The following is a 12,433-nucleotide window of genomic DNA, read 5'->3' as shown; positions in this document are numbered from 1 at the left end:
ACCCTTTACCCCGCCAAGTTCCCTTGGCGTACTACTAGTCCCCAGTCCCTAGTCTCCAGTCTCCAGTCCCCAATACTGCGATTGTTAATTATCCCATGAGTTGGGCAATTGGGAGTTTTTCGGATAGTTAATTAAAATTAAATTGAGAATTTAAAGTGGCGGGAGTGGATCAGGCAAAGCTTGGACGGTTAAAATTAATTATGCTTCAGTCTTTTTTATCCCGTGCAACCCTAATTTTAGTATCAAGCGCTCTTGCGATTTTGTGTGTTGCCTGTAGTGAAGACAAACAGAACACTGTGGCTGGTGGCAATGAGCAACCCGCGCCAATTGGGGATTTGGCATCAGTAGAACCTGCCGTCGAACCACCAACACCAGCAGTTACCCCAGAAGTACAGCCGCTAGAACCTTCTGAAAGCGAACCAAGTCTTTTTGAACAGGGTTTAGACAAAGCAGTTGGCGCTTGGAGTATCAGCCGTTCTGCTCAATCTCCAGGTGATTGGATTTTGGTGGCGAATCAGTACCAGGATGCGATCGCGCTGATGGAAAGAGTGCGGCGACAAAGCCCGGAATTTGCGATCGCTCAAACCAAAATCACTGAGTATCGCCGCCAAATTAAATATGCTCAACAACAAGCTGCTCCTCGCCCTGTTCGCCTTGTTGAACCGAAGAGGATAGTAGTTGTGGTTCCCCAAACAGCAATTACACCAAAGTATACTTCGCCTCCACAAGAAACAAAACCGTTATCAATAAAACCAGCTTTGCCGTCATCAGCAGTAGTAATTCCAGATCAGGAAGTGTTTACAGCCCCAATTAAAAGGCGACTTGGTGGAACGCCAATTGTGGAAGTTACTTTCAATGGCCAGCAAAAATTTGAGATGATTGTGGACACAGGAGCTAGTGGCACTGTCATCACCCAAGAGATGGCCAATGCTTTAGGAATCGTGACAGTGGGGAGAGCTAAGGCAAATACCGCGAGTTCCAGGGCTGTAGAATTTCCTGTGGGCTATGTAAATTCGATGGCAGTTGGTGGGGTAATAGTAAATAAAGTACCAGTAGCGATCGCAGGTGCGGATCTAGAAACTGGACTTTTAGGACATGACTTTTTTGGTAACTACGATGTCACCATTAAACGGAATGTAGTAGAGTTTCGCCCGCAATTGCGATCGCAAATCAATTCCCCAGAAACTCAACTAACTGCTCCAACTTCGTCCAAGCAGCCCCGCTTTGTAGGATATCCTTAGCGATTTTAATCCCTTGGGCGTGATCTAAGAGTGCGATCGTACCTGCTACTTGCAGCGCCAACGACGCATTTAAGGCAACCGCATCTTGCTGCGCCTGAGTTCCCTTACCTTGTAATACCGCCTTGAGAATCACCGCATTCTCTTGGACATCGCCACCCCGAAGCATACCTATGGGAGCAGGCGTTAGATCCAAATCGAGGGGATTAATGGTAGTTAACTGCACTTGTCCATTTGATAAAACCGCTAAATCAGTTTCATCTCCTAACCCAGCCTCGTCAAGTTTTTCTCGCCCGTGTAAAACGATTGCCTTTTCCTTGCCCAAATTGTTTAATGCTTGGGCAACAGTCGCCAAAAGTTTAGGAGTAAACAGCCCCACAACTTGCCCAGTTGGACGCAAAGGATTTACTAACGGCCCCAGCAAATTAAACACCGTTCTTACCCTGAGAGTCCGCCGCAATTGGGCAACTGCTTTAAGTGCTGGATGCCAACCAGGGGCAAACAAAAAAGTGATCCCCACCTCTTGTAATGCGGCTTGCACCTTGTCACTGGATGCGCTTAAGTTTACACCCAAGGCTTCCAATACATCTGCGCTCCCCGTGAGACTTGAAGCTGAACGATTACCGTGTTTAGCCACAGGTACGCCAGATGCAGCAGCAACAAAAGCCACGGCTGTAGAAATATTAAAGGTTGATGAACCATCTCCACCCGTGCCACAGGTATCTATTAGGGGGATTGGGGATTGGGTAGATTCTTGCCCAGTCCCCAGTCCCCAGTCCTCAGTCCCTAGTTTTGATTGAGATTGTAATACTTCAGCCATGCCGGTCAACTCGTCGGCAGAAATGCCTCTAAAGTTGAGCGCTGTTAAAATAGCCCCTGATAACTCTGGGGGAACCGCTTCATTGAGCCAACCTTGCATCAATTCAGCAGCTTGAGTACGAGACAAGGATTGGCCATCGATTAATTGTTGCAGCAGGACACACCAGCTAGCAGAGGATTCTTGAGCAGGGATTGGGGAAGTTATCATAGCTAAGGTTTGTATGTTGTAGCTATATTGAGAGCTATGGGGTTATCCTACCGGAAAATTGGAAGCGATCAAAGTTAGGTTTAAATCTCAAGGCTTAATTGCAAAGCTGGATTAGCAAGATTCGCAACTTGTGATTTTTTTTCCAAATCAAGTTTAAGTTCGTAGTTTGTAATGAATAACTCTTTTCCTTTCGCTGCACCACTCTGTTTATAGTTATTCATGCCATACTGCAATTCCCATGCTGAGATATTAGCCCATTGAAAATTTTCTCTAATTTGCGATGAGTCGTCGTAGGTAATTAGCCAGCGATGATGGCATTGTTGCAAAAGTTCAGCAAATCTTTGATGCTCAAAAGAGGTGTGCAAGTCACCATCTTTACCATATAGCTTTGATTTTGTAGCACTAAAATATGGTGGATCTAAAAATAAAAATACATTTTCTCCTGCTGATTTTAATAGATGACTATAATCAAGATTCGTAATTTGGACATTCTCTGATAAAATGCCTTCTAATTTTTCTAATCGTTCTATGGAAGAATTAGTAAATCTTTTATGAAAAGCTTCTTGGGAAAAGCCACCTGATTCTACAGTTCCTGAAAAAGTAATTCTATTGAGTACGAAAAACCGAATTGCTCTTTCTAAATCAGATAAACTATTGACATCTACACTAGCTAATTCTGTAAAGAGTAATTTACCATCTCTATATTTAACTTTAATATGCCGAATTTCTTGAACTAACTGAGCTAAATCAGATTGAGCAAACTTCCAGAATAAAAAGAGTTCGCGGTTTAAATCGTTAATCCAAATCTTGATATGAGGAAACTTTTGTCTTAAATAAATAAATACAGAACCACCACCTACAAAAGGTTCTCGAAATTCCAAAAAGCTTTCTGGCAAGTATTCAACTATTTGATTTATTGCTTTGGATTTACCGCCAGGATATCGGAGAGGACTTTTGAGCATAAAAGTAATTTTTATAGATTAAAATATATTTAATTATTCAAATATTTAGAAAAAAAGAAAGTTCAAATATCTGAAAAATAGTTTGAATTTATCTTTTTAACGAAATATTGTGCCGATGTTAGTTCCTTCTAATCGCTCCATCTATTTAGAATTGAGCGATATTCCGAATCTCTGTCGTCCATATCACCTAAATACATACGACAGTGTTTAGGAACAGCGTCATAGGCTTGGCGCAAATACTCCTTATTTGCCTCACTTAGCTCATGCTTGTATTGTGTTAATGCCTGTCGGCAAATCTCTCCTGTTGTTAGCTGCCCATTAAGTCGTCGGATTTCGTCTTCAACTTCTTTAACAAACTCCTGCTCCTCAACTCTTGATTTCACTTGATGGACGGTGAAATGAAGACCAGACACCATCATTGAGACTCTTGCTCCTTCAGGCAGATGAGTTCTAACCCAACCTTTGCTCACCTTTTCTTTGAAACCATCAAAGTCAACCATCCCCCAGCAATCAATTCTGCCGTCTTTGTAGACCTTAATTTCGGTGACAAAATAGTGGTCTCCATTATTAATAAAGGCTTGCAGAAATACGCCAGGAATAGTTACGCCATCAACTATGCGATAAGTCGTGTTGAAGAATGACATAATAACAGAAACCTAGATATAGGAAGAGTTTTCAGATTATATTGCCGAAAATTACACGTATCTTGGCCAATACCTAACTATAAGCTCCAACAGATGATCTCTTGTCAATAAGATAGCCTAATCGCCCCCAAACTTTATTTCCCATGAAGAGTACACTGGAACTCCACATCGTTTAATAATGCTTATCAATCGCGCTGTCTGTAATCCTCATTCTTCCGCGAATTCATAAGTTTTTCCAATTTGCTGCTCTTTTAGTGTCTACTTGTCAGTTGATGTACAGCGACAAATAAAAAGTCACTGTACATAGGCGATCGCAAATCTACCAACACATTACTTTTATATCGAGTTTATGTTGCAATCTCTTAAAAATCTGTTACATTACTTTACAGGCAGTTATAACTGTTACAACATAAAAGCTCGGAGTATTATTTATGGCAGATGTTAAAAAGACTACGCCTTCGGTTTCAGAAGATCCTAATGCTTTGCGCTGGGGCTTCACTCCTCAGAGCGAAAATTGGAACGGTCGTTTTGCAATGATCGGTTTTTTATCTGCTGTTGCGCTTGAAGTGTTTTCTGGCCAAGGGATTCTACACTTCTGGGGTATTTTATAAATTTAAACGTTTTTAACTTCATTAGATTATGAGGCAAGGCGAGGATTGGCAAAATCTTCTGCCTTGCCTCATAGTTAGGGAGACGCGATAAATCGCCGTCTCTACAAGGAATCCATTCGTCAATTATTTCTTGACAGACTACTAGTACGCCACAGCGTAAATAGAGCAACCATCTAAAATCCTTAAAGAGTTTATTCCATAATATTTTTGACTTTTGACTTTTGACTTCCGCCTTGCGGTGCTAGCGTGATGAGCGAAATATTACACGGCCTGGAGATTCTTCTTGATTAATTCGCGCATATACTCGCAGACAAGTTAAGACTTCGCCAGGAATACCACCACAGTCTAGTTGTAAGTCATCCTTGGATGAAGCACAGATATCTGCATAAAGTCCCGATAATTGGCGAATTCGTACTTCATTACCTGCATTAATAGCTTCATCAGCGACTTTCTTTAGAATGCGTCGTGATTCATGTTGTAGCTTTCCCCACCAAGAATAGCGTTCAGCCGGTGGTACAAATACTAGGGAATGTATTGCTTCGTCCATATCAATCCAAGCACGGAGAATTGACAGGGGATCGGTGTTTTTTTCAGCTTTTTGGGTGCGTTGGAAGCGATCGCTTAAAGCATCAATATATTGATCGCGCTGTTCTGTTTTGGAGTGTAAGGAAATCACATCGAAGCTAAAAACGCTCTTTAAAGCATGATGTAAATCTGGATCTATTTCGATAAAATTCATGTATAAAAATAGGAATGCCGCTGGTAAATCGGATGCATTACTTTGTGTATTTTGGGGAATTGAAAGTGCTTGTTGATACAGTTTTAATCCCTGAGTTTGAACAGTACCGCTAAGTCCGGGGTAGATAATTTCGTCGCGGATAAAGGGAAGTTGAAAGAAGTTAGAATTATCTGCGATCGCACCAACTTCTTGCGCTAAATTTAAGGTGCGCGATCGCCAAATTGCAGCCAAATCTTCTGGTACTCGCAGCAGCTTGCGTTGAATCTCATTCCACAAATCTGAGTCAGTTGTGCTTTGCAGTTGGGAATTACCCAGATAATAATTAAGTTCTGAGTCAGAATCAAAAACTTCCCGCAGGTGACTTAGTTTTAAATCATCTGGCGGATCTTCCCAACCAGTATTTTGCTGTGGAGGTGAAGGTTGCAACAGGTTATGAAGTTCTTGCAGCACTTCATCGCATATTTTAGATCCTGGATCTAGCGGTAATTCTGTACGAGCCTGATTTAAAGTAGCCTCTAGCCCATACAAACTAAACCGCAGTAATTGGGCTAACTCTGAGTTTTCTATCTCTAATAATTGACGTAAATGCTGCATGAATATCACCTCCAAATATTTTTATAGCGAATTAAACTTGGCAAACCTCTGCGCCCCTTTGCGTTTACTCCGCGCCCCTCTGCGTTTAAAAATCTTAATTTTTTCAACGCAGAGGAATGCAAAGGTTTAATGTATACCGCAAAATGGATCGCGTTCTTTATCAACTTCGTTGGGCTGCAATTCTAATTCAGCAATATAAACGCATCCCTCTTCTTTAAGGCATTCTTGACTGTTTGATGTCCAGTAAGGGACTTCACCAGCGTGCATCCGTAGGATACCTTTATCGTCGAGAGTTACACGATATTGACAAGGGTAATCTGTTGTCACATCTGGTTTGCTGAGTGCGCCAATTCGTATCCATTTTTTGCTGTTAGTTTCGGCATCTATTTGATAAATATAGAAGGTGTGTTGTCCAGTTTGCGGGAAGGGAGGTAAAGGATTACTAATTAATCCAATTCCTGGTTCTGTCACGCCATCACGTAGATAGTGAAATTTTTGAAACAATTTACTACCATCATTTCCTACTTCAAATACAAGATGATAGGCATCTGGTTGATCGACAGTTGCAGACTCAATAACATTGACAGCAATATCACCATCATTTAAATCTTTATTGAAGCGTTCTACAGCAATATTCCAGTTCAATTTACCATCAGCAAATAGCGGCGATGTTTCTGAAATAACCGATTCCAAATCAATGCCAGTAAGATCAATTAAATAATGAGGATTTCCCTGACAAAGCAACACACTAAATTCAAGGGTTTGGTCAATTTCAAACTGGACTTTAATTTTTTTTAGAAACTCTGCCTCTTGCATTCCCAGTTTATTCATGAGATTTTTACCGTCAAAGCTACCCCATAGTCGTAAATCTCCATCCTCGTAGTCTTGACGGTAAATAATATTAGTTAATTGTATCCCTTGCCATGCAGTACGAACTTTGGCGACAGTTTCCCAAGGTGCAAGTTGATAGAGTTCTTGTCCAGCTTTGAATATAGTTAGTAAATCGTTACTTTGGGTTTTGCGTTTAAAGTTGCAGGGTAAATAATAAAATAGGTTTTTGACATCAATTTCTAGTTGGTTGGCTCCCTTCCGCAGCAAGCTTTTAGACTCTTCTGGATCGAATCTCAATCTTCGCAACTTTTCGGCATAACAAGCACCGGCAGAGGTTGCTAATTTAGTGAATTCCAACACAAAGGTAATCCGTTCTGGATTCCACACAAAATATGGAGACTTACTAAATTCTTGATAGATTTGGCGCTGCACTATGTCTAAATTACAAGTTTTTCCAGATAGAATTAACCAATCAACTTTTTGAGAATTCCATGAATCTTTGGCGATATCATCGGGATGCAATCGACTTTCCATTAATCCTTTAGCAATACCGATCGCTTCTTTAATTCCTGAAATGGCGGCTCGTTCAAATTGCTGGTTATCTAGGGTAATGCAGATGCTATTTGGATCTTGAATTTGCAATTTAACGCCGCTTTGGGTGAGCATTTCGGAAATTTGCTGTTCAGAAAGTGTGAAGGTTAATAGAGAATTCTCTGCTGGTGCCTTTTGCCCAAGTTTAAGTTTCGCTGCTTCTGCATAATCCCACAAGATATAAAATGATTGCAGTCGTTGTGGTGCTTGTTGCCAACGAGTAGGTAATACTTTCTCGGCAGTATCTAGAGCTTCTTTGTAAGCAATATCGCCTTCTGGATTTTCTTTATCTAGACATTTTAAAAGACTGCCACTTTTGAATTTGCCTTGTTCTAAAAAGCGCTCGTTTAATCCAGAGCTAATTAAATCTTCTAGCTTTTCGCTTTCAATATTACCTGTTGTTACTGCTGTCAATAAAAAGTCTGCGATCGCAACTTTTAATAATCTAAAAATCCGCAGTGTAATTAATTCACCACCTAACTGTAAATGACCAGATGAACCTAATAGTTTGGGTGTGAGTTTATAGTAACGTCCTCCTAAACCCCGGTCTTCATAATCGGCAAAAGCTGGGGTTTTATCTTCTAAAGTCAGTTCAATTAAAGCTAAATCTGTGGTTCCGCCGCCAATATCTAAAACGAGGACATTTTGTGACCATTTATTTCCGACTTGACGGCAACGAGTTTTGAATGACTCGATGCCAATATTCAGATTACCACCAAATTCTCGCCACAAAAAGAATATCGCTACAGAAACGGCTTCATCATAAGCAGTTTGAACATCATCGATTCCCAATTGCTCAACAAATTCCTTAACTTCCTTGCGAACAACTGGTGGGGCGACAGTGGGGTAGGTGACAACTGCTGTTAAAAAAGTTCCTTCGGAAAACCTGCGTTGGGCGCGTTGGCGGTAATCTTCAGTTAAATCGATTAAATGCGCCCAAGCAGATTGGATCAGTTGATTTGCAGTAATTATTTCTTCTTTACCATCCAAAATAATTGAAAACGATCGCTCCTGGCCAAAATAACGTTTGGGTGAATGGTGAAATCTGCTGATAATTTCCTTTAAAGAACTGTTTGTACCTTGGGCGATCGCTTTTTTGCGGTTATCTCTAGCTTCCCTACCCATCCGCAGGTTTAAATCCCCCAACTGCGAAATTTCTAACTCGCTGGGAATTTCCGTATCGCGGCGATCGATATCCAGCACAACTGGGATCAGATTTTGCGACTCTAGGGTAGGAACGCGAAATACCTCATGATAGATTTGGTAAAGTTTTTTGCTGACAGCACGGCGGAATCTCTCGCTGTTTCCTAAAGAAAGCTCAATTTGGCGAATTGCTTCTAAAAATCGCTCTTTATTGTCACTTTCAAATACTTCACTCAACTTTCTTGGATCTATCTCCAAATTTTTGCTAATTTCGGTGATGAATTTTGCCCAATCATCATCGCTGACATCTGGTAAAGCTACTGAAGCAGGAGAACTCAACCATTGTGATAAGCGATCGCGCAACCGCATTTCCTGTTCTTTGGGTAGAATTTCTGCGATCGGTACTTCAATTGGATCGAAGAGTGTGACTGTGGAGTTTGACGTACCGAAATCTAAAGCAAACCATCCCGGAAATCTTTTTTGTTGTTTCTCGCTTGGTTCGCGATCGCTATATTTGTTGAGTTGGAAAGGGTTCATTACAATATCACTTTCTGTTGTTTGTTTTATAGCTGGCTAAAACTCTGGTTTCGTATCATAAAAATGACAAATTTAGAGAATATTTGTGGTGAAGACTTTTAATCGTAGGTCTTGTACCACTGATTCTCCTTAGCACTGGCTTTTTTATCTGGCGCGATGCGTAGATTGGGCTACGCTATGAAAATTGTAGTAGTTACCGAATAACAACCCAGGGACACGCTTGAAAATTGTATAAAAAATAGCATCACGTCTCACAAAAACATCCTCATATCACCCGATCGCAATCAGTTATTTTCTGAGTTAGCTCATCTCAAACATCTAAGTAAGAAACAGTAGCAATTTCTGAAAGAATCTGTAACCAAGTAGGAATTGCTACTTCAGTTGGCATGTCCCCAGCCGCTAAATATCTGAGCAAAGTTTCTTTTTTTGAAAGGTTTTGCAAACTAGGAATAATTTGATCCAAAATGCCTTCTATTTCGGAATTAATTTGCTGATTAACTTCGCTAACATACTGCACAAGATGGAGACTAGCGCTAGCAGTAATTTCATCTCGTAGCCGTAGTACTAAAAGTTGGTGATTGCTCGACCTAGATAAACCCTGACTTTTTTCTGGTGCCCAGTCAAAGATTTGACCAACATTGTGTTTCTCGTCTTGACGCGCTAGGGGAAAGATGGTTTCAGGTGCAACGGTTTTATCTCTACTACTAATTTCCGAAACGATCGCTTCTTTCCATTCGTTAGGATCGCACCCTAGTAATAACTTGTAAAAGAGATCGGCATCTTCAAAACCAAATTTTTCTTCAATTTCTTGTTCCATATCTAGATGGAAAAATGCTTGCAATTGTTCGCGTTCTGGGGCTACATAATTTGACAATTGGTTCAACAAATCTACCACTGCTTGATAGATGCGATCGCGGGCAAAATCTTCTACTTCCTTAACGGTTTTTTCAAATACTGGATAAAAATCATCGCTCTTGGTTGGCAGGGAAGTATTTACACGATTTCCCCGATCGAATAATTTCCCGGCTGCACCTTTAGATTCCGCCAGAGCGATCGCTCCATTGTTGGCTTTGTTGAAGAGTAAAGTCCACTGGTTCCAATTAAGGATTCTAAAAGTGAGTTCATCTTTAACTACATCGCTGACGACAACACCGCGCCGATCTTTAAGTGGTTCTGTCCCTAAATCTTTTTGAAAATTCCTATAGATTTTATCCAAGCTTTCGACCACATAGCGCAACTCAAGAAAGGCGGGGCTGTCTCCTGTAGGGATACCTTGCTCGTGAATTTCATCTATGATGTCTTTCAAGTGGTCTTGTTGCTGACTCACTACATCAGAAGCTCTGCGAGTATCTTCATACAGTTGCTTCAAACCGTGAGTTGCTACGTGAGTTTGAATTAATTCCCGCAGCTTACTAAGTCCGCCATCTTGGCCAAAATAACCTAGCTGTTTGCCTAAATTACTACGAGGATCGGTGTCTAACAGCCGTTCGCTTAATAGCTCCCATTTATTTTGTAGGCGTTTCGACCGGTCTAGGTAATCAGGATAGTCCAAGTTAGCTAAAAAATCTGGTGAGCCGGCTTTGACTGTACTAGAACGTTTCGCTAATTCAGCCAGTCCCAACAATGGCGACAGTAAAACGATGCGGTCTTTTTGGGTTGTAAAGGCTTCTGCACCGTCAATGGTAGTTTGCAGAACTTTGAGTTTTTGGAAAACGGTTTCCTCTTTTAAATGTGAACCATCTTCAATCAGTTGGTCGAGTTCTCTTTCGCCGCCTTCACTGTCTAGGGGGAGTTGATCGAAGCGACCCACACCGACGAGAATCAAATCTTTCAGGTCTTGTCCCGGTCGCTGCTGCTGCATCATGGTGAAGATTTTATTGGCGCGATCGCTACCGGGAGATTTACCATTGAGCAATACCAAAATTGTTTGTACTTCTGCTAATTCCCGCAACGACAAAAAGGTATCCCTAGCCCCCGAATTAGCAGCCCCCAATCCTGGAAAGTCGATCAGAATAAATTTAGCTGCACCTGTAAGATCCCAAATTTCCCGTGAGATTTTCACATCAATATCTACACGCCGGATCAGTGGAAAGCTATTCTGTAATAATTTTGTTGGTAGCCTTTGGGGTGGACTCGGCAATCGGATATGCTCTGGGGGTAAATCTTCAAATTTCAGACTTTGGATTGCCATTGGCTGTTCAACCAGTTGTAGCCCTTCGCGGGCGGTAGTAGCATCAATCTGGTAGTGCCCACCACACATCACTTCTCCATAAGCTTGATAAGCCCGGAGGAATAATACCAACTCCCGTAGTAAATAACGTAGCTCCAAATTGTTACTACTATTCCAAGCTTCCTCACACCAACCAATAATATCTTTGCCAGAGTTGAGTTTCGATACTGGTATCGGAGGAAGCCCTGCTGCTGTCGTGCGTTTATGGGCTTCTCCTAGCATGAAGCGTAGACACTCATGTACACCTTCGTGAGAAAGATACTCTACAGTGAAATTACTTAATTGAGTAGTTGCGAAGTCGTCTTGCGGAATGATATGTATTGCAGTAACATTACCTGTAGTGGGATTTTCACTGACTGGTAAAGCATCTGCATATCCAATTAGACTGCCTAAAAGTAAAGTTTTCCCACTGCTGAATTCCCCCATCACCCCAATTTTGACAGGTGAAGTTGCCAGGTCTACAGTTTTCTGGGCAGCTGACCGCAAACGCAGAAGACAGTCATCAAGACTAGCTGGAACCCAATCTTCTTGTTTTGAAGGGTGCTGGGGCACAGAATCTATCTTTCGGAGGATGAATTCGCCGTACTCCTTAAAACGGCCCAGTTTATCTGGTTCCATAAAGTAGTTCCCGCCTAACATGAATTTCTGTGAGCTTTATAACATATAAAATGCGATCGCTAGCCATTGTTGCAACCTGTTGATATCACATTTAGCATCTCTCTCATTTGATTTGCGATTTTAGGATGAAGCATTTTGAAAAATCGGGTTTTCAGGAAAGTTGAAAAGGAATTCAGAAGTCAGAATGGGCTAAAGCCCCACTACCGCTAACAGAAATCCGAATAATTAAAGTAGGTTTTTATACAGTCATAAGTTGAGAACAGCTTAGTTAGTATAGATGGGGGCATTCAATTCTTAGACTAATCATTCTAAGAGGATTTATGAAAAACATTAGGTAAATATAATTTGCTACTACACAAGCAAAGTTTACTTACCCGGAAAATATGAAATATCAAAAATTTAAAACCCACGGAGGTGGGTTTTGTTTGTATAGCCGTGACTTATAGTAGCCAGGACTTTAATTCATGCTGAAATCTTCTTGATAAAAAATCAATATAGGAATCCGGTTTGATTTGGAGAAAATATCCGTAGGATGTGTTAGCGACAGCATAACGCATCAAACCCACGATAATAGTGCGTTACGAACTCTGTTCTAACACACGCTACAATACCTAATTTCGTTCAAAAATCAAATAGTAATCCTATATTTATTTGATATGAAATTATTA

General features: G+C 41.0%; 8 protein-coding genes. 2 read left to right on the top strand and 6 right to left on the bottom strand.

Features of this window, described 5'->3' with window-relative positions:
- Nucleotides 1–200 precede the first annotated feature (200 nt).
- Nucleotides 201–1,241 carry a retropepsin-like aspartic protease gene (locus RMZ41_RS09065; RefSeq protein ID WP_322644403.1) on the top strand — a complete coding sequence of 347 codons (1,041 nt, stop codon included), beginning with the start codon at nt 201–203 and terminating at the stop codon, nt 1,239–1,241.
- On the opposite strand, the gene trpD is transcribed toward RMZ41_RS09065, so the two are convergent.
- From trpD to RMZ41_RS09050, 3 genes are all read right to left on the bottom strand, one after another.
- Nucleotides 1,171–2,265: an anthranilate phosphoribosyltransferase gene (gene trpD / locus RMZ41_RS09060; RefSeq protein WP_322644404.1), complete on the bottom strand. Its 1,095-nt coding sequence runs from the start codon at nt 2,263–2,265 to the stop codon at nt 1,171–1,173. The two genes, RMZ41_RS09065 and trpD, sit on opposite strands and share 71 nt — an antisense overlap.
- An 80-nt stretch (nt 2,266–2,345) precedes the next feature.
- Complete coding sequence (locus RMZ41_RS09055; RefSeq protein ID WP_322644405.1) at nt 2,346–3,227, bottom strand: DNA adenine methylase; 882 nt, start codon at nt 3,225–3,227, stop codon at nt 2,346–2,348.
- Nucleotides 3,228–3,355: 128 nt separating this feature from the next.
- Nucleotides 3,356–3,871 carry a hypothetical protein gene (locus RMZ41_RS09050; RefSeq protein WP_322644406.1) on the bottom strand — a complete coding sequence of 172 codons (516 nt, stop codon included), beginning with the start codon at nt 3,869–3,871 and terminating at the stop codon, nt 3,356–3,358.
- Between the two features lie 431 nt (nt 3,872–4,302).
- On the opposite strand from RMZ41_RS09050, the gene RMZ41_RS09045 reads away from it, so the two are divergent.
- Entirely contained in the window at nt 4,303–4,482 is a 180-nt protein-coding gene (locus RMZ41_RS09045; protein WP_069071239.1) for a high light inducible protein, read from the top strand.
- A 241-nt stretch (nt 4,483–4,723) separates the two neighbouring features.
- Here RMZ41_RS09045 and RMZ41_RS09040 read toward each other — a convergent pair whose 3' ends face one another.
- The 3 genes from RMZ41_RS09040 to RMZ41_RS09030 all read right to left on the bottom strand — a co-directional run bounded on the left by RMZ41_RS09040 (nt 4,724) and on the right by RMZ41_RS09030 (nt 11,765).
- A complete protein-coding gene (locus RMZ41_RS09040) occupies nt 4,724–5,815 on the bottom strand; it encodes a hypothetical protein (protein WP_322644407.1) in 1,092 nt (363 codons plus the stop codon).
- A gap of 126 nt (nt 5,816–5,941) precedes the next feature.
- Nucleotides 5,942–8,917, bottom strand: a complete 2,976-nt coding sequence (locus RMZ41_RS09035) for a molecular chaperone (RefSeq protein WP_322644408.1) — start codon at nt 8,915–8,917, stop codon at nt 5,942–5,944.
- Nucleotides 8,918–9,227: 310 nt separating this feature from the next.
- The gene (locus tag RMZ41_RS09030; protein WP_322644409.1) at nt 9,228–11,765 is read right to left on the bottom strand and encodes a proteasome protein; all 2,538 of its coding nucleotides are present in this window, start codon (nt 11,763–11,765) and stop codon (nt 9,228–9,230) included.
- Nucleotides 11,766–12,433 lie beyond the last annotated feature (668 nt).

Origin of the sequence: Nostoc sp. DedVER02 (assembly GCF_034530675.2) — a bacterium.
GTDB lineage: Bacteria > Cyanobacteriota > Cyanobacteriia > Cyanobacteriales > Nostocaceae > Nostoc.
This window is presented reverse-complemented; position numbering and strand designations above follow the sequence as displayed.

Bases quoted from the DNA above. Each gene is read 5' to 3' on its own strand.
- RMZ41_RS09065 (WP_322644403.1), top strand. From the start codon at position 201: ATGCTTCAGTCTTTTTTATCCCGTGCAACCCTAATTTTAGTATCAAGC.
- trpD (WP_322644404.1), bottom strand. From the start codon at position 2,265: ATGATAACTTCCCCAATCCCTGCTCAAGAATCCTCTGCTAGCTGGTGT.
- RMZ41_RS09055 (WP_322644405.1), bottom strand. From the start codon at position 3,227: ATGCTCAAAAGTCCTCTCCGATATCCTGGCGGTAAATCCAAAGCAATA.
- RMZ41_RS09050 (WP_322644406.1), bottom strand. From the start codon at position 3,871: ATGTCATTCTTCAACACGACTTATCGCATAGTTGATGGCGTAACTATT.
- RMZ41_RS09045 (WP_069071239.1), top strand. From the start codon at position 4,303: ATGGCAGATGTTAAAAAGACTACGCCTTCGGTTTCAGAAGATCCTAAT.
- RMZ41_RS09040 (WP_322644407.1), bottom strand. From the start codon at position 5,815: ATGCAGCATTTACGTCAATTATTAGAGATAGAAAACTCAGAGTTAGCC.
- RMZ41_RS09035 (WP_322644408.1), bottom strand. From the start codon at position 8,917: ATGAACCCTTTCCAACTCAACAAATATAGCGATCGCGAACCAAGCGAG.
- RMZ41_RS09030 (WP_322644409.1), bottom strand. From the start codon at position 11,765: ATGGAACCAGATAAACTGGGCCGTTTTAAGGAGTACGGCGAATTCATC.